Genomic DNA, 19926 nt, shown 5'->3' on the forward strand with positions numbered 1-19926 from the left:
GACCGGCTGGATTCGACATGACTGTTCGGGGGATCGCGGGTGTGCGGACGCTGAATGCTATTCGGCGAGGGCTTGGGTGATCTGTCCCGATGCGGCCTCGGCGGCCGTCTTCGGGTCCTCGCCCTGGAGGACGGCGGTCATGTACGGCTTGATCGGATTGGCCGCCTCGACGTCGGCCCACTGCGGCGAGTTGGGGGTCGCCTTGCCGCGCGCCGCGCCGACGGCCATGACGGCGGTCGCCTCCTGCCCCTCGACGACGGAGGCGAGGGAGCTCTTGTTGGGGACGTAGTTCATGGCGCGGGCGAGTTCCGTCTGCCACTCCTCGCCGGCCAGGGCCTTGACGACGTCGATGGCCGCCGACCGCTCGGGGGCGTTCTCCGGGACGATCAGGTCGGAGCCGCCGGTGAAGACGGCGCAGGGCTGTCCGGCCTTCTTGCCGGGTATGGGGAAGAAGCCGAGCTTGTCCTTCAGCCCCGGGTTGGCCTTGGTGATGGCGGCGACGGCGCTGGGGGCGGCGATGATCTGGGCGACGTCCCCCTCGGCGAAGACCTCGGCCTGGGGCGGGGTCTGCTCGTCGGCGTCCTTCGGGCCGGAGCCGAGGGACTGCAGGTCCTTGTAGAAGTCCATGCCGCGCAGGGCGGCGGGGCTGTCCAGGGCGCCGGTCCACTCGCCGCCCCTCTCCTCGGCGAGCTCGCCGCCCTCGTCCCAGATGAATCCCGCGAGGGTGTACCAGTCCTGTCCCGCGAGGTAGATGCCCTGGGAGCCGCTGCGGTTGAGCTTCTCGGTGTCGTCGAGCCACTGGGCCCGGGTGGCGGGCGGCTTGGTGAGGCCGGCCTGCTCGAAGAGGTCCTTGTGGTAGATCACGATGCGGTTGGCGGCGTACCAGGGGATGCCGTACTGGGATCCCCCGATGCGGCCGGGCTCGGCGAGGCCGGGCAGCCAGTCCTCACTGCCGAGGTCGCGCACGGACTCCAGGGTCAGGTCGTAGAGCTTGTCGGTGTCCGCGTACTGGGCGACCTGGGTGTTGCCGACCTCGATGACATCGGGGCCGCCCTCCCCCTGGATCGCCTCGGTGACCTTCTTGCCGATCCCGGTCCACTCCTGGAAGGTGAACTCCAGTTCGATGCCCTGGTGCTTGGCCTCGTACGCGGTGGTGAAACGCTGGAGGAAGTCCTCGCTGACACTGTCGCGCATCAGCCAGATGTCGACCGTGCGATGCCGGTCGGCACCGCCGGGGAGAAGGCCGCAGCCGGCGAGCGCGAGGGCGGTTGCGGCGGCCAGGGGGCAGACGAGATGGCGGTTCTTCACGTAGGTCACCTTCTGCGTTCCATGAATGGAGTGCGGCATGGGGAGCTGACCCGTCGTGGGGGGACCGAACGGCGTGTTCGCGCGGGACATGTGGCCTGGATTCTGGTCTGGACCAATCGCTTGGTCAAGCCCCGGCCGATCCGGTTCCGGGCAGGCGTGCCGTGCACGCCCGCCCGTTACTCCCGGTAGGGGCGGGGGCCGGTGCTACGGGACGGCCGGTACGGAGTCCTCGAAGGCCGTGCCCGCCGTGCGGTACGTCGCGATCTTGGCGGCCACCTGGGCCGGGGTCAGCACCTGGTCCTTCACGTGCAGGACGTAGTCGACCTTCTGGTCGTAGGCGCGCGCGGTGGTGGAGCTCTGGCCGGCGAGGTCGATCAGCCACTGGTTGAAGTTGATGGACATCGGGCGCTCGGGGAGATAGCGGGCGTCGTGCCGGCCGAACTCCTGGCCGTCGACGTAGTAGACGATCGTGCTGTCGTCGATGGTCAGGACGAGGTCGTGCCAGCCCGCGTAGCTCGCCCGGACCTCGGAGTGCTGGTTGACGGCCTCCCAGGGATCGGGCCGGTAGGTCTCCCACGAGGTGGTGTAGAGGATGTTGGCGGGCTCGCCCCAGCCGCCGTTGGGCAGGTACTCGAAGTCGTACTCGGCGTAGTCGTCCGCCATCGGCGCCTTGAGGTCGTTGATGGTGAAGAACGTCTGGACGAGGTGGTCGCCGTCCGGTCCGGAGAGCGGCGCGTCGGAGAAGTGGACCCGGGCCGCGTAGGTGCCGTTCCTGAACTTCGTGGAGCGGGTGAGGATCTCGGTCTGCCGGGTGGACTCGGCGGTGCCGGCGGTCGAGGTCCTGAGGTTCATGATCGAATTGGATCCCTCCTTGGCGAAGGTGACGTTCTCGGGCGCCCAGACGGCGCCGGGCACGCCCGGTCCGCCGGAGTTGGAGCGCACGCTCCAGCCGTGGGCGGCGATCGCCGGGTCGGTGTGGCCGGTGTAGTCGAAGTCGTCGAAGAGCGCGGCCCCCGAAGGCGGCGGCGTCGTCGGGTCCGTGGGGGTCGGGGTGGGGGTGGGCTCGTTGCCTGCGGGCGCCGTGCCCCAGACCTGGACGCCGCCGACGGTGGCGGTGACCTTGCTCCAGTTCGCGTACGCCGTCTGGGTCGGCCCGAAGGAGTAGTCGTCGTTCTGGTTCAGGGGCTGCCAGTTCGAGCGGTGGAAGCGCAGCTGCATGTCGCCCGTGTCGGCGCCGGGCGCCAGACTGCCCGCGCCGGCGGTGAAGCCGACCTCCAGATAGCGGTCGGCGGTCGCGGTGGGGGTGGCGAGCGTACCGAAGGTGCCGGTGAGGTTGGCGCAGCCCTTCACGGCCCAGGAACAGGCGTAGGTGTACGAGGCTCCCGCGTCGGCCTTGAAGTAGTACCGCAGCTTCACCTGGCTCAACGGGACGCTCGACGCACCGGTGTTGACCACCTTGAACCAGGGCTCCACCTGGTCGCTCCCGGTGGCGCTCTGCCGGTACTGGACGGTGACGGCCTCGCCGGCCGCGGCGGCCGGGAGGGCGGTCAGCGCGGTGGCGCCGAGGCCGGTCACGGCGGCGACGGCGAGCGCGGCGCGTATCCGCAGGCCGGCGCCGATCGGTCGGGCACTCGCCGGTCGGGCGCTCGCCGGTCGGGTACCCGCCGGTCGGGCACCCGCCGGTCGGGCGCTCGTCGGCTGGACACGCGTCGGTCGGTCACTCATGGGGATTCCTCTCCTTGGACGGAGGTGGGGGAAAGGCGGCGCGGCACCCGGAGGGTGTCGAGCCGGGTCCGGTGGTGGCGCAGCCGGGCCTGGAAGCCGGCCCAGTCCCTGCGCCCGGTCCAGGCGGTCTCGGCCAGGGCGCAGAGCCGGGGGAAGGCCAGGTACTCGGCGTGCGCGGCGGTGGGGACGTACTCGGTCCACAGTTGGGCCTGGGTGCCGAGGACCCGCGCGGTCTCCGCCGGGCTCCAGTGGGCCGGCGCGGGGTCGGTGCCGTGGACGGCTCGCAGGTCGACGACGGCGCCCGGCTGGCCGGGCGGCTCGTGGGGGCTCGCCGACTGGGGGTAGTCGAGATAGGTGGAGCGGTGGGGGGCCATGACGACCTGGTGGCCGCGGCGGGCGGCGGTGCGCCCGTGGGCGGTGTCCCGCCAGGGCATGACCGTGAAGTACGGGGGGAGGTCGGCGCCGGTCTCGGTCCAGCCGAGCGGCCGGCGGCCGGCGTCGAGGAGGTGGCGCCCGACCTGTTCCATGAACCAGCCGTGCAGGGCGTCCGGGCCGTCGAGTCCCTGCTCCGCGACGCGGCGGCGGGCGACGGGCGAGGCGTGCCACTCGGCGGTCGGGCACTCCTCGCCGCCGATGTGGACGTGGGGCGAGGGGAAGACGTCGAGGACCTCGTCGAGGACCTCGCGGCAGAAGTCGAGGACCTCGTCGTGGACGCCGAGGACGGTGTCGCACACGCCCCAGCGGTCCCAGACGCCCAGGGCGCGGTCCGGCCGGTTGCCGAGTTCGGGGTAGGCGGCCAGGACTGCCCTGGCGTGGCCGGGCATCTCGATCTCGGGCACGACGGTGATCCCCCGCTCGGCCGCGTGCCGTACCAGACCGGCGAGTTCGGAGCGGGTGTAGGCGCCGCCGTGCGGGAGGCCGCCGATCTCGGTGAGGCGGGGACGGGCGGCGACCGGCATGCGCCAGCCCTGGTCGTCGGTGAGGTGGAGATGGAGGACGTTGAGTTTGTGGAGGGCGAGGAGGTCGACGTACCTCCGGAGGAAGGAGACGGGCCGGAAGTGCCGGGCGACGTCGAGCATGGCTCCGCGCCAGGAGAACCGGGGCACGTCGGTGATCTGTACGCAGGGCACGGACCACTCGACGCCGCGGACGGGCTCGTCGTGAAGTGCCTGCACGGGCAGGAGTTGACGGAGCGTCTGGACTCCGGCGAGCAGACCCCGGGGCCGGGCGGCGCGCAGCAGGACCCCCTCGGGGCCGACGGTGAGGCCGTACCCCTCGTCGCCGAGACCGGTGAGGGCGGGGTCGAGGGCGAGGACGACGGGGCCGTCGGAGCGGGAGGGCAGCCGGAGGCCGGTGGCGGGCCGTAGCAGGGTGCGCAGCAGTTCCGCGGCGCCTTCGGCGCCGGGGGCGATCGTGAGTGCGGTGGCGGCGTCGAAGGTGAACCTTCCCGGAAGGAGCGTGAGTTGGGTGGGGTGCGGGACGAGCTGGGGCGGCACGGGCATGGCGGGGCGCTATCCCTTCACGGCTCCGCCGGTCATTCCGGCGGCGACCCGGCCCTGCAGGACCAGGAAGAGGGCGAGGACGGGCAGGGCGAAGAGCGTGGACGCGGCCATGGTGGCGCCCCAGTCGGTGCCGAAGACGTTGGAGAAGGAGGAGAGCCAGACGGGCAGGGTCCGGTCGTCCTGGTTCTTGATGATGAGCATGTTGGCGAAGGCGTACTCGTTCCAGGCGGTGATGAAGCCGAAGAGCGAGGTGGCCAGCAGCCCGGGGGCGAGCAGCGGAAGGGTCACCCGGCGGAAGGCCTCGACGCGGGTGCAGCCGTCGACCTGGGCGGCCTCTTCGAGCTCGGCGGGGACGGCGGCGAGGAAGGAGCGCAGGGTGACGATGGTGAACGGCAGGGTGATCATGAAGTAGATCAGGGTCAGGGTGACCAGCCGGTCGAGCAGGCCGGCGTCCCGGGCGATGACGTACATCGGGATCAACAGCGCCTCCCACGGCGCCACTTGTGCGATGAACACCATGAGGACGAAGGCACGCCGGCCGCGCCAGCGCATCCGGGCGACGGCGAAGGCGGCGCCGAGTGCCACGACGAGGGCGAGCAGGACGCAACCGGCCGTGACGATCAGGCTGTTGCGCCAGAAGAGCCAGAATCCGTCCGCCTCGACGGCATGCGCGAAGTGCTCCAGGGTGAGGGAGGTCGGCAGCAGGACGGGGGTCTCGGACTGGATGTCGGGGGTGGGCTTGAAGGCCGTGGAGACCATCCAGTACACCGGGAAGACGCAGAGGACGAAGACCGTCAGGGCGGCGGCGTTCAAGGGGAGTCGGACTCTGAGCCGGCGCAGGGCGCGGGGATTCACCGGTCGGCCTCCTGCCGGAACATCTGGCGGAAGTAGGCGATCAGCACGGCGACGAGGATGAGGACGGTCAGCGTCGAGACGGCCGAGCCGAGGTCGTAGCGGTGCAGCGACTGGGCGACCCGGTACGCGTAGACCGGCAGGGTGGTCGTCGCCTCGCCGGGGCCGCCGCGGGTGACGGCCCAGATCTGGGCGAAGCAGCGGAAGACCCAGATGACTTCGAGGCACAGAACCAGACCGAAGATCGGCCGCACCAGCGGCAGGGTGATCGACTGGAAGATCCGCCAGGCCCCGGCTCCGTCCAGGCGGGCCGACTCGTACAGCTCCTCGGGGACGGTCAGCAGGGCGGAGTGCAGGGTGATGGCGGCGAAGGGGACCGACTGCCACACCACGAGCAGGACGAGGACGGTGAAGGCGGCCGTGCCGTCGGCGAGCCAGGAGTACCCCTCGAAGGACGTGAACCCGAGGCGTACGAGGACCCAGTTGACGATGCCGAGGCGGGAGGCGAAGAGCCACTGGAAGACGGTGGTGGTGGCGATGACGGGGCTCGCCCAGGCGAGGACGAGCCCGCTCGTCACGAGGATCCGCATCCCCCGGCCGAGCCGTCGCATCATCAGCGCGACGAGCGTGCCGATCACCATGATCAGGACGACGTTGACGAGGGTCCACCAGAAGGTGCGCCGGACGACCTCCCAGAACTCCGGGTCGGTCAGGACCGTTCGGTAGTTCCGGAGTCCGACGAAGGAGGCTCCGCCCCGGATGAGTTCGGCCATTCCGTAGTGCTGGAAGGAGATCAGCAGGTTGCGGACGAGGGGGTACCCGAGGAGCAGGGCGCCGCCGAGGACGGTCGGGGCGACGAGGAGGTAGGGCCTGAGGGTGGCCCCGCGACGCGGCCCGCTCACGAGCCGAGGGTCTTGGTGATGCTCTCCGACGCGGCCTTGGCCGCCTGCGCCGGGTCGGTGCCGGTGAGCACTGCGGTCATGTACTGCTTGATCGGGTTGGTGGCCTCCACGGCCGCCCACTGGGGGGAGTTGGGCGTCGCGCGGCCCTGTGCGGCGCCGGCGGCCATGGCCGCCGTGCCCTCGTCGTCCCGGATCACATGGGCGAGCGAGGTGCGGTTGGGGACGTAGCTCATGGTCCTGGCCATCTCCGTCTGCCACTTCTCGCCGGCGAGCGCCTTGACGACCTCGTAGGCGGCGTCGGGGTGGGCGGAGGCTTCGGGGACGATGAGGTCGGAGCCGCCGGTGAAGACCGCGCCGGGCTTGTCCGCCGTCCTGCCGGGGATCGGGAAGAAGCCGAGCTTGCCCTTGAGCGCCGGATTGGCCTGTTCGACGATCTTCGCGCCGCCGGGTACGGCGATGATCTGGGCGACGTCGCCCTTGGCGAAGACGTCGGCCTGTGGCGGCTTGGCCTCGTCGGAGTCCTTGGGGCCCCTGCCGAGGGCCTGGAGCTGCCGGTAGAAGTCCATGCCCGCGAGGGCCTGCGGGGTGTCGAGCGCGCCCTTCCACGCCTTGGCGTCCCGTACGGCGAGGTCGCCGCCTTCCTCCCAGACGAAGCCCGAGAGCGTGTACCAGTTCTGCCCGGGGAGGTAAATGCCCTGCGTCTTGCCCTTGTTGAGCTTGGCGGTGACGGTGAGCCACTCGGCGCCGGTCTTGGGCGGGGCGCTGATGCCGGCCTGGGCGAAGAGGTCCTTGTGGTAGATGACGACACGGTTGGCGGCGTACCAGGGGATGCCGTACTGCTTGCCGTCGACCTTCCCCGGCTCGGCGAGTCCGGGCAGCCAGTCGGCCCCGTTCAGCTCGGCGACCTTGGCGCTGAGGTCGCGGACGCCGCCGCTCGCCGCGTACTGCGCGACCTGGGTGTTGCCGACCTCGATGACATCGGGGGCGTCGTTGCCGGCCAGGGCCGCGGTGATCTTCTCGCCGATGCCGTCCCACTCCTGGATCTGGATGTCGAGGGTGATGCCCTGGTGGGTGGCCTCGAAGTCGGTGCGGAAGCGGGTGAGGAACGCGTCGGTGACGCTGTCCTTCATGATCCAGACGGTGACCTTCCCTGTTCCTCCGGCGGTCGCGGGGTCGTCGGTCGCGCCGCAGGCGGTGGCGGTGGCGCAGAGGGCCAGCGTCGCCACGAGGGCGACAGGGCCGGCGAGGGAGCGGATGTTCACGGGCACCTCGAAGAATAGTTGACCAATTGGTCAAGTGGTCAGATGCGTGACCAGAAGGTGGCATGGACCAATGAGGCCGTCAACCCCTTGAAAAATATGCGCTGTTCACTCACTCGGCGGCCATGCGACGGTCAGGAAGTCTGGTTAGGATGAGCCTTACCAGTTGACCAGTCAGGGAGAACGCATGAAGGACGGCCCCTCGGGCGGGGTGCTGAAGAGAGAGCGCGTACGGGAACATCTGCTGGGCCTGATCGACGCGGGCCGCCCCGGGGACGCCATCCCCTCCGAGCGCACCCTGTGCGCCACGCTCGGCGTCTCCCGCCCCACCCTGCGCGCCGCCGTCGACGAACTCGTCGCGACGGGCGCCCTGGTACGGGAACACGGACGCGGCATGTTCGTCGCACCGGCCAAGATCACCCAGCAACTCGCCCCGGACAACGGGGCGTTCACCGTTCCGCGCGCCTCCGGCAGCTGGTCCGGCACGGTCCTGGAGTCCGCCACGCTCCGGGCCGGTGCGCGCATCGGCCGCAAGCTCCGCCTCTCCCCCGCCGCCGAGCTCCTCTACATCGCCCGCCTCCGCCTGGTCGACGGCTCCCCCATGGCGATCGAGCACCTGCACATCCCGGCGGACCTGGTCCCCGCCGCGCTCACCGCGCAGGAGCTGGAAGCCGGCGACCTCTACGACCATCTCAGGGACCACCACCGCATCCACGTCCGGGAGGCGACGCAGTCGATCGAGCCCACCGTCGTGAGCGAGGCGGAGGCCGCCCTCCTGGACGTCCCGGTCCTGTCCCCCGCCCTGCTGATCGAACGCCTCACCCTGGACACCTCGGGCCGGCCGGTGGAGTACGTCCACTCCGTGTACCGGGGCGACCGCTACCGGATCGTCTCCCGGCTCGACTTCACCCGCGACGGCGTCGTGACCTCCTCGACGGCCGGGGATGCATACTGACCGCCGGACGACAGGCCGGGGAGGGCACGCGATGGAGCTCAAGCGCGAGCGGGTACGGGAGCATCTGCTGGCCGTGGTCGACGGGCGCCGCCCCGGGGACGCCATCCCCTCCGAGCGCACCCTGTGCGCCACGCTCGGCGTCTCCCGCCCCACCCTGCGCGCCGCCGTCGACGAACTCGTCGCGACGGGCGTCCTGGTACGGGAACACGGACGCGGCATGTTCGTCGCACCGGCCAAGATCACCCAGGAGCTCGTCGCCGAGGACCACGCGGCGGGCGCGCCCCGGAGCCACGGCAGCTGGACGAGCACGGTGCTGGAGTTCCGTACCGTACGGGCGGGCGCCCGGATCGGCCGGAAGCTGAGGGTCTCACCCGCGGCGGAGCTGGTGTACGTGGCGCGGCTGCGGCAGGTCGACGGGGCTCCGATCGCCCTGGAGCATCTGCACGTCCCCGCCGAACTGGTCCCCGGCCTGACCCCCGCCGACATGGAGGGCGGCTTCTACGCCCATCTGCGCGAGAAGTGTCGCATCAGGACGGCCCACGCGGTCCAGTCGATCGAGCCGACGGTCCTGAGCGAGGAGGAGGCCGCGCTGCTCGACGTCCCCGTGCTCTCCCCCGCCCTGCTCTTCGACCGGGTCACGTCGGACACGGGAGGGCGGCCGGTGGAGTACGTCCGGTCGCTGTACCGCGGCGACCGCTACCGGATCGTCTCGCGGCTCGCCCTCGCCGACGGCGCCGCCGACCACCCGGCGCCCGACGTGTCGCGGACGGGGGCGTGGTGGGGCACGGTGGAGTAGGCCCTCACCCCCACCGAGAGGAGTTCGGCCCTCATGTCGAACCACACCTACCGCGTCACCGAGATCGTCGGCACCTCCACGGAGAGCGTGGACCAGGCCATTCGCAACGGCATCGAACGGGCCTCGCAGAAGCTCCGCGGCCTCGACTGGTTCGAGGTGACGCAGGTGCGCGGCCACCTCGTCGACGGGGGGATCGGCCACTTCCAGGTCGGCCTGAAGGTCGGCTTCCGCCTGGAGGACGGCGCCTGACACGCGTCGGCCCGGCACTGACAGGTCAGGTCCGGGGCCGACAGGTCAGGTCCGGCCCCCCTTCCCCTGGGCGTCGCGCAGTTCCTCGGACGCGGCCGCCCACCGGGCCCGTACGACCGCGAAGCCGGCCGCCTCGGCCGCGTCGCAGACCAGCTCGTCGTCGTCGACCAGCATCCGGATCTCGCGGTCGCGGCCGAGCCGGCGCAGGACCTCCAGCTTGGTGTGACGCGCGGGACGAAAGTCGCTGCCCCGCCGCATGTGGATCCGGCCTTCCGGCAGCCCCTGCGCGGCGAGCCACGCGACGGTGTCCCTGCGGCAGCGTTCGGGGCGCCCGGTGAGGTAGACGACCTCGCACTCCTCTGCGGCCTCCTGGCACAGGGCGACGCCCCGGGCGAGCGGCGGGTCGTGGGGCGCGGCGGCGAAGAAGGCGTCCCAGTCCCGCGGACGGCGCTGGAGGAAGTGCTGACGGTGGTCGGTGCCGGAGAGGGTGTTGTCGAGGTCGAAGACGGCCACGGGCCTGCTGTTTCGCGTCACCCGGACAGCGTAGGGAATCCTCGCCGCGCCCGGGCGTTGAACCCTGCGTGACCTCTTCTCTCGACGGCATCCGCTTCTCCGTCCTCGACCGCTCCCGGACCCGGGAGGGCGAGGACGGCTCCGTGGCGCTGCGCGACACCGTGGCGCTCGCGCGGGAGGTGGAGGCGCTCGGCTATCACCGGTTCTGGGTCTCGGAGCACCACAGCGTGCCCGGCGTGGCCGGCTCCGCGCCGGCGGTGCTGGCCGCCGCCGTCGCCGGTGCCACCTCCGCCATCCGGGTCGGCACCGGTGGCGTGATGCTCCCCAACCACCAGCCGATGGTCGTCGCCGAACAGTTCGGTGTCCTGGAGTCGCTGTTCCCCGGCCGGATCGACATGGGTCTCGGCCGCTCGGTCGGCTTCACGGACGGCATACGCCGGGCGCTCGGGCGGGACAAGGACGACGCCGACAGGTTCGCCGAGGAGCTCGCCGAGCTGCTCGGCTGGTTCACGGGCACGCAGACCGCCCACCCCCAGGTGCACGCCCGCCCCGCCGAGGGCCTGCGGGTCCCTCCGTACGTCCTCGCCACCGGTGAGGGCGCGTCGATCGCCGCCGAGGCCGGGCTGCCGCTCGTCATCGGTGATCTGCGCGGGCGGGAGCGGATACTGCGCGCGATCGACGCCTACCGGTCCGCCTTCCGTCCCTCCCCGTGGTCCGGGGAGCCGTACGTCGTGATCGCGGGCGCGGTCGCGGTCGCCGGGACCGAGGAGGAGGCGCGGCGGCTGCTGGTTCCGGAGGCGTGGTCGCTCGCGTACTCGCGTACCCAGGGCGTCTTCCCGCCGCTGATGCCCGCCGAGCGGATCGAGGAGCTCGCGATGACGCCGAAGCAGCGCGACTTCTTCGAGTCGGGGCTGAAGGGGCACGTGTACGGCACGGAGGAGCAGGTCGGTGACGCGCTGGAGCGGGTGGTCAAGGAGAGCGGGGCGCAGGAGGTGCTGGTGACGACCAGTACGTACGAGCGCGGGGCGCTGCTCGACTCGTACCGCAGGCTTGCCCGTGTCGCGGGCCTGACCAGGGCAAACACCTAGAATCGAGGAATGCCCGACACGCCACACGATCCGTACGTCCGCGTCCGCGGCGCCCGCGAGCACAACCTCGCCGGCGTCGACGTCGACATCCCGCGCGACGCGATCGCCGTCTTCACCGGGGTGTCCGGCTCCGGGAAGTCCTCGCTCGCCTTCGGGACGATCTACGCGGAGGCCCAGCGCCGCTACTTCGAGTCGGTCGCGCCGTACGCACGACGGCTGATCCACCAGGTGGGCGCGCCGAAGGTCGGCGAGATCACGGGTCTGCCGCCGGCCGTCTCCCTGGAACAGCGTCGCTCGTCGCCGAACGCCCGCTCCTCGGTCGGTACGGTGACGACCCTGTCCAACTCGCTGCGCATGCTGTTCTCGCGTGCCGGCACCTATCCGGCGGGGGCCGAGCGGCTGGATTCCGACGCGTTCTCGCCGAACACCGCCGCCGGGGCCTGTCCCGCGTGCCACGGTCTGGGCATGGTCCACGAGACCGGTGAGGAACTGCTGGTCCCCGACCCGGAGTTGTCGATCCGGGACGGGGCGATCGCCGCCTGGCCGGGTGCCTGGCAGGGCAAGAACCTCCGCGATGTGCTCGACACGCTCGGCTACGACGTCGACCGGCCGTGGCGGGAGCTGGACGCGAAGGACCGGGAGTGGATTCTCTTCACGGACGAGCAGCCGGTCGTCACGGTCCATCCGGTACGGGAGGCGGGGCGCATCCAACGCCCGTACCAGGGCACGTACATGAGCGCACGGCGCTATGTGATGCACACGTTCTCCGACTCCAAGAGCGCGACGCTGCGGGCGAAGGCGGAGCGCTTCCTGACCAGCGCTCCGTGCCCGGTGTGCGGGGGCAGCAGGCTGCGCCCCGAGGCGCTCGCGGTGACGTTCGCGGGCCGGACGATCGCCGAGCTGGCCGGTCTGCCGCTGACGGCACTGGCGGGGCTCCTCGCGGCGCACGACGGTTCGCAGACGGCGCGGGTCCTGACCGAGGACCTGCTCGTCCGGATCGCGACGGTGACCGAGCTGGGACTGGGCTATCTGAGCCTGGACCGCACCACACCGTCCCTGTCCAACGGCGAGCTGCAACGGCTGCGTCTCGCGACCCAGTTGCGCTCCGGTCTCTTCGGTGTCGTGTACGTCCTCGACGAGCCGTCCGCGGGTCTGCACCCGGCCGACACCGAGGCGCTCCTGGTGGTCCTGGAGCGGCTCAAGGCGGCCGGGAACTCGGTGTTCGTGGTCGAGCACCACCTCGACGTGGTGCGCCGCGCCGACTGGATCGTCGACGTCGGCCCCCGGGCCGGTGTGCACGGCGGCCGGGTTCTGTACAGCGGGCCTCCCCATGAGCTGGCGGGGGTGGAGGAGTCGGCGACGCGCCGCTTCCTCTTCGACCGTGCCCCGGAGCCCGCGCGGGCGGTGCGCGAGCCCGCGGGCTGGCTGCGGACGGGGCCGATCACCCGGCACAACCTCAAGGATCTCGAAGCCGCCTTCCCGATCGGCGTCCTGACGGCGGTCACCGGGGTCTCGGGTTCGGGCAAGTCGACACTGGTGGGCGAACTGTCCGAGGAACTGGCGGGCGTGGAACGCCTGGTGACGGTCGATCAGAAGCCGATCGGCCGGACTCCCCGCTCCAACCTCGCCACGTACACGGGACTGTTCGACGTGGTACGCAAGCTCTTCACAGCCACCGAGGAGGCCCGGGCGCGCGGGTACAAGGCCGGGCGGTTCTCGTTCAACGTGCCCGGCGGCCGGTGCGAGACCTGCCAGGGCGAGGGTTTCGTCTCGGTCGAGCTGCTCTTCCTGCCGAGCACGTACGCGCCCTGCCCGGACTGCCACGGCGCCCGCTACAACCCGCGGACCCTGGAGGTACGGCTGCGCGGGCTCACCATCGCGGAGGTGCTCGACCTGACGGTGGAGTCGGCCGCCGCGTTCTTCGCCGACACCCCGGCCGCCGCGCGCAGCCTGCGCGCCCTGCTCGATGTCGGTCTCGGCTATCTCCGGCTCGGCCAGCCCGCGACCGAACTCTCCGGCGGCGAGGCCCAGCGCATCAAGCTCGCCTCCGAGCTCCAGCGGCTGCGCCGCGGGCACACGCTCTACGTCCTGGACGAGCCGACGACCGGCCTGCATCCGGCCGACGTGGAGGTCCTGATGCGCCAGCTCCACGGCCTGGTCGAGGCCGGCCACTCGGTGATCGTCGTCGAGCACGACATGGACGTGGTCGCCACGGCGGACTGGGTGCTCGACCTCGGCCCGGGCGGTGGCGACGAGGGCGGCCGGATCGTGGCCGAGGGCCCACCGGCCGAGGTGGCGCGGGCCGCGTCGAGCCGGACCGCGCCGTATCTCGCGGCCCGGCTCGACGCGTGAACACCCCTGTCCACAGCTGCTCATGGAACGCCCGGTGCACCCCGAGGCGGGAGAGCAGCGCCTGTCGTACGAAGCACTCGAACCGGTGGGCGCGGTCGGCGGTCGTTCTCAGAGGGCCAGGGTGCGCCAGCCCAGGGTGATCTCCTCGCGGACGGCGTCCATCGGCGTCGGCTCGTGGTGCGCACTCCCGTGTGTCGTCAGCACGTCCACCAGGGCCGCGCCGTCCGCCGGGCGGGCGGCCGGGTCGGCGGTCAGTGCCCGGGCGACGGCGGCCGAGAGCTCCGGGTCCAGGGTGTGCACCGCCGCCAGCGCGGCGGGGTCGGGACCGCCGTCCACGATCCGGCGGATCACCGCGCCCGTACTGGTCGCCGCGAAAGGGCTGGTGCCGTGTGCCGCGCAGACCACGCAGCAGGCCCACGCCCACACGTCGGCGGCCGGGCCGACACGTTCCTCGCCGAACTGCTCCGGCGCCATGTACGTCAGGGTTCCGGGCCCGGCGCCGGTGCGGGTGAGCCGGGTGCCGTCGACGAGGTCCGCGATGCCGAAGTCGAGCAGGCGCGGCCCGGCCGTGGTCAGCATGATGTTGGCGGGCTTGAGGTCGCGGTGGACCAGGCCGAGCCGGTGCACCCCGGACAGTGCCACGGCCAGCGCGAGTGCCAGCGCCCGCAGCGCCTCGGGGGTGCGGATCGGCCCCTGCTCCCGCAGATGGACGTCGAGGGGACGGCCGTCGAGCAACTCCATGGCCAGGTACGGCCGTCCGGCGTCGACACCGGAGTCGAGGACGCGGGCCGTGTAGGCGCCGGACACCATGGACAGCACCTCGGCCTCGCGCTGGAAGCGGCGCAACAGTTCGTCGTTGTCGAGGAGTTCGGGGTTGATGGTCTTCAGCGCGACCTGGGTCGCCGCCCCCTCGCGCCGCGCGAGGTAGACCGTGCCCATCCCTCCGGCTCCGATGCGGCCGAGCAGCCGGTAGTCGCCGATCCTCGGCGGCTCGCCCGGGCGGAGTCGCTGGTGGGCGATGTGCGGCAGGGCGCCGGCGCTCGCGCTCGCGTCGGACTGCGTCGGTACGTACGCGACGGGCCGCGCGGGCCCGGCGGGCCCGGCGGGCCCGGCGGGCCCCGGCCCCGCCGTGGGCGCGTCGGCGAGGGCCTGCCCGACGGGAGTCTGCCCGACGGGGGCCCGAACGCCGCTGCCCGGAACGCCCGTGTCCGGGATACCGGTGGCCGGGACACCGGAGTCCGGGACGCCGGAGTTCGGGACGCCGGAGTCGGAGACCCCGGCCCCGTACCGGTACCTCCGGCTCACCCCGTACGCGACGGCCTGGCACGCGACGGCCGCCAGGGCCAGACCCACCGGGAGAAGGAGTCCCAGCGCGATGCGGAGGGCCACAAGGCCCCCCAGTCGCCGGCGCCCCGCGGGGGACGAGGTCCACGAGTCCCCGGGCACACCGGTGGTCAGCAGGGTGCGCTGGGTCCGGGCCCACAGGACCGGCCAGACCACGGACACCAGGACGACGATGACGACGTACAGGAACCACGCCACGCCGAGGGCGTACCCGTAGTCGTCCGACAGCCATCGCCCGGTCACGAGAACGACCGGGCGCCGCAAGTGGAACCCGTGGATGACATCGGCGCGCATCAGAACCCACAGGACGATGCCGCCGGCCACTCCCAGGGTCAGCTCCCCCACGACCGCACCCGGAACGGTCCGGGGCGGCGTGGCCGGGTCCGCCAACGCCTGTCGCCGTACGGCCCGCTGAGCCCGTGTCAGCAAGGGCAGTGTCGCCGCGCGCAGCGCCAGCGCCGATCCCACCACCGCAAGGACGTCCAGAGCCAACGCCGTCGTCGAGTATGCCTCGGCCATCGTTCCCCCGTGTCTCCCCTGTGCGGCCTGCCGGTGGAGCACAAGGGAGTATAGAGGGGGGGCCTAGCGGCGCGACGCCTTCCGCGTCGCCCGCAGCCACTCCTTGTTCATCGCCGCGATCGACGGCAGCGCAATGCCCTTCGGGCAGGCCGTCGCGCACTCCCCGGTGAGGGTGCAGCCGCCGAATCCCTCCGCGTCCATCCGGCCGACCATGTCCAGGACACGGGTCTCGCGCTCCGGAGCGCCCTGCGGCAGGACGTTCAGGTGGTTGATCTTCGCCGAGGTGAAGAGCATCGCCGAGCCGTTCGGGCAGGCCGCCACGCACGCGCCGCAGCCGATGCATTCGGCGTGCTCGAAGGCGAAGTCGGCGTCGGCCTTGGGAACGGAGGTCGCGTGGGCCTCGGGGGCCGCTCCCGTGGGTGCGCTGATGTAGCCGCCGGCCTGGATGATGCGGTCGAAGGCGGAGCGGTCGACGACCAGGTCCTTGACGACGGGGAAGGCGGCGGCGCGCCAGGGCTCGATGTCGATGGTGTCGCCGTCGCGGAAGGACCGCATGTGGAGCTGGCACGTGGTGGTGCGCTCCGGGCCGTGGGCGTCGCCGTTGATGACCAGGCTGCACGCGCCGCAGATGCCCTCGCGGCAGTCGTGGTCGAAGGCGACGGGGTCCTCACCGCGCAGGATGAGCTCCTCGTTGAGCGTGTCGAGCATCTCCAGGAAGGACATGTCCGAGGAGATGCCGTCCACGTCGTAGGTGGACATGGCTCCGGGGGCGTCGGCGTTCTTCTGGCGCCAGACGCGCAGGGTGAGCTTCATGCGTAGCTCCGCTGGGTGGGGTGGACGTACTCGAAGACGAGGTCTTCCTTGTGCAGGACGGGCGCGTCGCCCGCATGGAACTCCCAGGCCGCGGCGTACGAGAACTCCTCGTCGCGCCGCGCGGCCTCGCCGTCCGGTGTCTGGGACTCCTCGCGGAAGTGGCCGCCGCAGGACTCGGCCCGGTGCAGCGCGTCGAGGCACATCAGCTCGGCGAGCTCCAGGTAGTCGACGATCCGGTTGGCCTTCTCCAGGGACTGGTTGAACTCCTCTCCCGTCCCCGGCACCTTGATGCGGCGCCAGAACTCCTCGCGGATCCGGGGGATGCGCCTCAGCGCCTTGCGCAGGCCCTCGTCCGTGCGGGCCATGCCGCAGAACTCCCACATCAGTTCGCCCAGTTCGCGGTGGAAGGAGTCGGGTGTCCGGTCGCCGTCCACCGAGAGCAGGAGGTTGAGCCGGTCCTCGGTCTCGGCGAGGACCTCCCGTACCGCCGGGTGGTCGTCGGTGACCGCCTGCGCGAGCGGGTTGCGGGCGAGGTAGTCGTTGATCGTGGAGGGCAGGACGAAGTAGCCGTCGGCGAGGCCCTGCATCAGCGCGGAGGCGCCGAGGCGGTTGGCGCCGTGGTCGGAGAAGTTGGACTCGCCGATGGCGAAGAGACCGGGGACGGTGGTCTGGAGGTCGTAGTCGACCCAGAGTCCGCCCATCGTGTAGTGCACGGCGGGGTAGATCCGCATCGGCACCTCGTACGGGTTCTCGGCGGTGATCCGCTCGTACATGTCGAAGAGGTTGCCGTACTTCTCCTCGACGGCCCCGCGGCCCATGCGCCGGATGGCGTCGGCGAAGTCGAGGTAGACGCCCTGGCCGCCGGGTCCGACACCCCGGCCCTCGTCGCACACGTTCTTGGCGGCGCGGGAGGCGATGTCGCGCGGGACGAGGTTGCCGAAGGAGGGGTAGATCCGCTCCAGGTAGTAGTCGCGCTCGTCCTCGGGGATCTCGGCGGCGGGGCGGGTGTCGCCCTTCGCCTTGGGGACCCAGATGCGGCCGTCGTTGCGCAGCGACTCGCTCATCAGCGTGAGCTTGGACTGGTGGTCGCCGGTGCGCGGGATGCAGGTGGGGTGGATCTGGGTGAAGCAGGGGTTGGCGAAGTACGCGCCGCGCCGGTGGGCGCGCCACACGGCGGTGGCGTTGGAGTTCATGGCGTTCGTCGACAGGTAGAAGACGTTGCCGTAGCCGCCGCTGGCCAGGACCACCGCGTCCGCGTAGTGGGTGGAGATCGCGCCGGTGACCAGATCGCGGGCGACGATGCCGCGCGCCCGCCCGTCGACGACGATCAGGTCCAGCATCTCGGTCCGGGCGTGCAGTTCGACGTTGCCGGCCGCGATCTGGCGGGACAGCGCCTGGTACGCCCCGAGGAGGAGCTGCTGGCCCGTCTGGCCACGGGCGTAGAAGGTACGGGAGACCTGGACGCCGCCGAAGGAGCGGGTGTCGAGCAGGCCGCCGTACTCGCGGGCGAAGGGCACGCCCTGGGCGACGCACTGGTCGATGATCTCGACCGAGATCTGGGCCAGGCGGTGGACGTTGGACTCGCGGGCCCGGAAGTCGCCGCCCTTGACGGTGTCGTAGAAGAGGCGGTGGATGGAGTCGCCGTCGTTGCGGTAGTTCTTGGCGGCGTTGATGCCGCCCTGTGCGGCGATGGAGTGGGCGCGGCGCGGGGAGTCCTGGTAGCAGAACTGGACGACGTGGTAGCCCTGTTCGGCGAGGGTCGCGCCGGCGGAGCCGCCGGCGAGTCCGGTGCCGACGACGATGACCGTGTGCTTGCGCCGGTTGGCGGGGTTGACCAGCTTGGCCTGGAAGCGGCGGGTGTCCCAGCGTTCGGCGACGGGGCCGGCGGGGGCTTTGGCATCGGCGATCGGCGCGCCGGTCGTGTAGTCGAGGAAGCTCATGTCAGCTCACCACTCCGGTCATGACGGCGACGGGTACGGAGACGAAGCCCACGGTCAGGGCGAGCGCGATGCCGTTCGCGAGGGTCTTGAGGAGCCGCTCGCGGCGGGCGTTGCCGACGCCGAGGGTCTGGGCGGCGCTCCAGAAGCCGTGGCGGACGTGCAGCCCGACGGCGAGCATGGCGACGATGTAGATGACGTTGCCGTACCAGGTGGAGAAGGTGTCCACGACGTTCTGGTACGGGTGGCCCTCCTGGAAGCCGCCGGGGTGGACGGTGCCGGTGGTCAGGTCGAGGACGTGCCAGACGATGAAGAGGGCGAGGATGACGCCGCCCCAGCGCATGGTGCGGGTGGCGTAGGAGGACCGCTTGCGGCGGTGGACGTACGCGGTGGGGCGCGCCTTGAGGTCGCGCCGGCTGAGCTGGTACGCGGAGACGGCGTGGGCGACCACGGCGGCGAGCAGCACGATCCGGACGAGCCAGAGGGCCCAGGAGTGGTGCAGGACGGGGGCGCCCATGGTGCGCAGCCAGTGGCCGTAGGCGTTGAACTCCTCGGGGCCGAGGAAGACCTTCAGGTTGCCCATGACGTGGGCGAGCAGATAGCCGAGCATGATCAGGCCGCTGACGGCCATGACGGTCTTCTTGCCGATGGTCGATGACCAGAAGCCGGGTGATCGGGTCGGGGACGGTTGTCGGTCCGTCTTCGTCGTTGCCAGAGCCATGCCGTCGACGCTAGGGGCGAAGGGCCCGAGAGGTCCAAGACATGGTCCGGCTCATGTCGATAGGCTGAGCCTATGCAGTTCCAGCAGCTTCTGTACTTCGTGGCCGTGGCCGAGACCCGGCACTTCACGCGCGCCGCGGAGCGGGTGCACGTGTCGCAGCCCTCGCTCTCGCAGCAGATCAAGGCCCTGGAGACGGAGCTGGGGGCGGAGCTGTTCAGCCGGGCTCGGGGGAACATCGCGCTGACCGACGCGGGCGAGACGCTGCTGCCGCTGGCCCGGCGGATCCTCGCCGACACGGACACCGCCCGGCAGGAGGTGCAGGAGCTGGTGCAGCTGCGGCGCGGGCGGGTGCGGCTGGGCGCGACACCGAGCCTGTGCACGGGGCTCCTGCCGGACGTGCTGCGCGCCTTCCACGATCTGCACCCGGGGATCCGGCTGCTCATCGAGGAGGGCGGCTCGCACGATCTCGTACGGGAGCTGGCGCGCGGCGCGCTCGATCTGGCGCTGGTGGTGCTGCCGCTGCCGACGCCGTCACCGGCGCTGACGACGGTGGAGCTGCTGCGCGAGGACCTGGTGGTGGTGTCGAGTGCGGCGGCGTCGGCGCCGGCGCCCGGGCGGCCGGTGCGGATCGCGGATCTGCGCGAGCAGCCGCTGGTGATGTTCCGGCACGGCTACGACCTGCGGGAGCTGACCGTGGCGGCGTGCCGGACGGAGGGCTTCGAGCCGCAGTTCACGGTGGAGGGCGGCGAGATGGACGCGGTCCTCGGTTTCGTACGGGCGGGTCTGGGGGTGGCCGTGGTCCCGGCCATGGTGGCGGCCCGGGCGGGTCGCGACCTGCGGGTGACGGCCCTCGCGCGCCCGGGCCTGCGGCGCACGATCGCGCTGGCGCACCGCAGCGACGTGGCTCCGCCCCGGGCGGCCCGCGAACTCCAACGCCTCCTGATGTCCTCCCGCCCGGGACCCCACGCCGAGCCCTGACAGGGCGTCGTCCGCCGGTTGTGGGCAGGCGTTCCGCAGGGCGGAACGGGTGGGCACAACCCACGACGGCGCCGCACCCGTGGGCACCCCAGGCACGGGGAGCCTGGGCCCGG

Annotated in this window: 17 protein-coding genes; 6 read left to right on the forward strand and 11 right to left on the reverse strand. The window is 71.7% G+C overall.

Annotated elements, in window-relative coordinates; all coding sequences use genetic code 11:
• Nucleotides 1-57: 57 nt before the first annotated feature.
• The 6 genes from FDM97_RS20875 to FDM97_RS20900 all read right to left on the reverse strand — a co-directional run bounded on the left by FDM97_RS20875 (nucleotide 58) and on the right by FDM97_RS20900 (nucleotide 7551).
• Entirely contained in the window at nucleotides 58-1308 is a 1251-nt protein-coding gene (locus FDM97_RS20875; RefSeq protein ID WP_175439415.1) for an extracellular solute-binding protein, read from the reverse strand.
• Between the two features lie 204 nt (nucleotides 1309-1512).
• Nucleotides 1513-3033 (reverse strand): cellulose binding domain-containing protein, encoded by a 1521-nt coding sequence (locus FDM97_RS20880; RefSeq protein WP_254705689.1) that lies wholly within the window; start codon nucleotides 3031-3033, stop codon nucleotides 1513-1515.
• Nucleotides 3030-4535: a beta-N-acetylhexosaminidase gene (locus FDM97_RS20885; protein WP_137991921.1), complete on the reverse strand. Its 1506-nt coding sequence runs from the start codon at nucleotides 4533-4535 to the stop codon at nucleotides 3030-3032. The genes FDM97_RS20880 and FDM97_RS20885 overlap by 4 nt, the downstream gene beginning before the upstream one ends.
• A 9-nt stretch (nucleotides 4536-4544) precedes the next feature.
• Nucleotides 4545-5390, reverse strand: a complete 846-nt coding sequence (locus FDM97_RS20890) for a carbohydrate ABC transporter permease (RefSeq protein WP_175439184.1) — start codon at nucleotides 5388-5390, stop codon at nucleotides 4545-4547.
• Entirely contained in the window at nucleotides 5387-6289 is a 903-nt protein-coding gene (locus tag FDM97_RS20895) for a carbohydrate ABC transporter permease (protein ID WP_137991923.1), read from the reverse strand. Before FDM97_RS20895 ends, FDM97_RS20890 begins: the two co-directional genes overlap by 4 nt.
• Nucleotides 6286-7551, reverse strand: coding sequence for an extracellular solute-binding protein (locus tag FDM97_RS20900; RefSeq protein WP_137991924.1), 1266 nt, complete (start codon nucleotides 7549-7551; stop codon nucleotides 6286-6288). Before FDM97_RS20900 ends, FDM97_RS20895 begins: the two co-directional genes overlap by 4 nt.
• 184 nt (nucleotides 7552-7735) lie before the next feature.
• Here FDM97_RS20900 and FDM97_RS20905 point away from each other — a divergent pair, with 184 nt between their 5' ends.
• The 3 genes from FDM97_RS20905 to FDM97_RS20915 are packed head-to-tail and all read left to right on the forward strand — an operon-like array spanning nucleotide 7736 to nucleotide 9548.
• Nucleotides 7736-8503, forward strand: a complete 768-nt coding sequence (locus FDM97_RS20905) for a GntR family transcriptional regulator (RefSeq protein WP_137991926.1) — start codon at nucleotides 7736-7738, stop codon at nucleotides 8501-8503.
• Nucleotides 8504-8534: 31 nt separating this feature from the next.
• A complete protein-coding gene (locus tag FDM97_RS20910) occupies nucleotides 8535-9299 on the forward strand; it encodes a GntR family transcriptional regulator (RefSeq protein WP_137991927.1) in 765 nt (254 codons plus the stop codon).
• A gap of 33 nt (nucleotides 9300-9332) precedes the next feature.
• Nucleotides 9333-9548 (forward strand): dodecin, encoded by a 216-nt coding sequence (locus FDM97_RS20915; RefSeq protein ID WP_137991929.1) that lies wholly within the window; start codon nucleotides 9333-9335, stop codon nucleotides 9546-9548.
• A 45-nt stretch (nucleotides 9549-9593) separates the two neighbouring features.
• Here the strand turns inward: FDM97_RS20915 and FDM97_RS20920 are convergent, their stop codons facing one another.
• The gene (locus tag FDM97_RS20920) at nucleotides 9594-10082 is read right to left on the reverse strand and encodes a phosphatase domain-containing protein (protein ID WP_137991930.1); all 489 of its coding nucleotides are present in this window, start codon (nucleotides 10080-10082) and stop codon (nucleotides 9594-9596) included.
• 47 nt (nucleotides 10083-10129) lie between these two features.
• Here FDM97_RS20920 and FDM97_RS20925 point away from each other — a divergent pair, with 47 nt between their 5' ends.
• On the forward strand, nucleotides 10130-11149 hold the full coding sequence (locus tag FDM97_RS20925) for an MsnO8 family LLM class oxidoreductase (RefSeq protein ID WP_137991931.1): 1020 nt from the start codon (nucleotides 10130-10132) through the stop codon (nucleotides 11147-11149).
• 9 nt (nucleotides 11150-11158) lie between these two features.
• Nucleotides 11159-13501 carry an ATP-binding cassette domain-containing protein gene (locus tag FDM97_RS20930; protein ID WP_137991933.1) on the forward strand — a complete coding sequence of 781 codons (2343 nt, stop codon included), beginning with the start codon at nucleotides 11159-11161 and terminating at the stop codon, nucleotides 13499-13501.
• 108 nt (nucleotides 13502-13609) lie between these two features.
• On the opposite strand, the gene FDM97_RS20935 is transcribed toward FDM97_RS20930, so the two are convergent.
• From FDM97_RS20935 to FDM97_RS20950, 4 genes are all read right to left on the reverse strand, one after another.
• Entirely contained in the window at nucleotides 13610-15364 is a 1755-nt protein-coding gene (locus FDM97_RS20935; RefSeq protein ID WP_137991934.1) for a serine/threonine-protein kinase, read from the reverse strand.
• Between the two features lie 63 nt (nucleotides 15365-15427).
• Nucleotides 15428-16177, reverse strand: coding sequence for a succinate dehydrogenase/fumarate reductase iron-sulfur subunit (locus FDM97_RS20940; protein ID WP_137991936.1), 750 nt, complete (start codon nucleotides 16175-16177; stop codon nucleotides 15428-15430).
• Nucleotides 16174-18117, reverse strand: coding sequence for a fumarate reductase/succinate dehydrogenase flavoprotein subunit (locus FDM97_RS20945; protein ID WP_137991937.1), 1944 nt, complete (start codon nucleotides 18115-18117; stop codon nucleotides 16174-16176). Before FDM97_RS20945 ends, FDM97_RS20940 begins: the two co-directional genes overlap by 4 nt.
• Before the next feature lies 1 nt (nucleotide 18118).
• Complete coding sequence (locus FDM97_RS20950) at nucleotides 18119-18835, reverse strand: succinate dehydrogenase (RefSeq protein WP_137991938.1); 717 nt, start codon at nucleotides 18833-18835, stop codon at nucleotides 18119-18121.
• A gap of 72 nt (nucleotides 18836-18907) precedes the next feature.
• On the opposite strand from FDM97_RS20950, the gene FDM97_RS20955 reads away from it, so the two are divergent.
• Nucleotides 18908-19813, forward strand: a complete 906-nt coding sequence (locus tag FDM97_RS20955) for a LysR family transcriptional regulator (protein ID WP_137991940.1) — start codon at nucleotides 18908-18910, stop codon at nucleotides 19811-19813.
• Nucleotides 19814-19926: the final 113 nt, after the last annotated feature.

Source organism: Streptomyces vilmorinianum (assembly GCF_005517195.1).
GTDB classification, from domain to species: domain Bacteria; phylum Actinomycetota; class Actinomycetes; order Streptomycetales; family Streptomycetaceae; genus Streptomyces; species Streptomyces vilmorinianum.

Excerpts from the sequence above, each read along its gene's own strand:
- FDM97_RS20915 (WP_137991929.1), top strand. The coding sequence starts at position 9,333 with ATGTCGAACCACACCTACCGCGTCACCGAGATCGTCGGCACCTCCACG.
- FDM97_RS20955 (WP_137991940.1), top strand. The coding sequence starts at position 18,908 with ATGCAGTTCCAGCAGCTTCTGTACTTCGTGGCCGTGGCCGAGACCCGG.
- FDM97_RS20945 (WP_137991937.1), bottom strand. The coding sequence starts at position 18,117 with ATGAGCTTCCTCGACTACACGACCGGCGCGCCGATCGCCGATGCCAAA.
- FDM97_RS20930 (WP_137991933.1), top strand. The coding sequence starts at position 11,159 with ATGCCCGACACGCCACACGATCCGTACGTCCGCGTCCGCGGCGCCCGC.
- FDM97_RS20910 (WP_137991927.1), top strand. The coding sequence starts at position 8,535 with ATGGAGCTCAAGCGCGAGCGGGTACGGGAGCATCTGCTGGCCGTGGTC.
- FDM97_RS20940 (WP_137991936.1), bottom strand. The coding sequence starts at position 16,177 with ATGAAGCTCACCCTGCGCGTCTGGCGCCAGAAGAACGCCGACGCCCCC.
- FDM97_RS20885 (WP_137991921.1), bottom strand. The coding sequence starts at position 4,535 with ATGCCCGTGCCGCCCCAGCTCGTCCCGCACCCCACCCAACTCACGCTC.
- FDM97_RS20880 (WP_254705689.1), bottom strand. The coding sequence starts at position 3,033 with ATGAGTGACCGACCGACGCGTGTCCAGCCGACGAGCGCCCGACCGGCG.
- FDM97_RS20950 (WP_137991938.1), bottom strand. The coding sequence starts at position 18,835 with ATGGCTCTGGCAACGACGAAGACGGACCGACAACCGTCCCCGACCCGA.
- FDM97_RS20905 (WP_137991926.1), top strand. The coding sequence starts at position 7,736 with ATGAAGGACGGCCCCTCGGGCGGGGTGCTGAAGAGAGAGCGCGTACGG.
- FDM97_RS20935 (WP_137991934.1), bottom strand. The coding sequence starts at position 15,364 with ATGGCCGAGGCATACTCGACGACGGCGTTGGCTCTGGACGTCCTTGCG.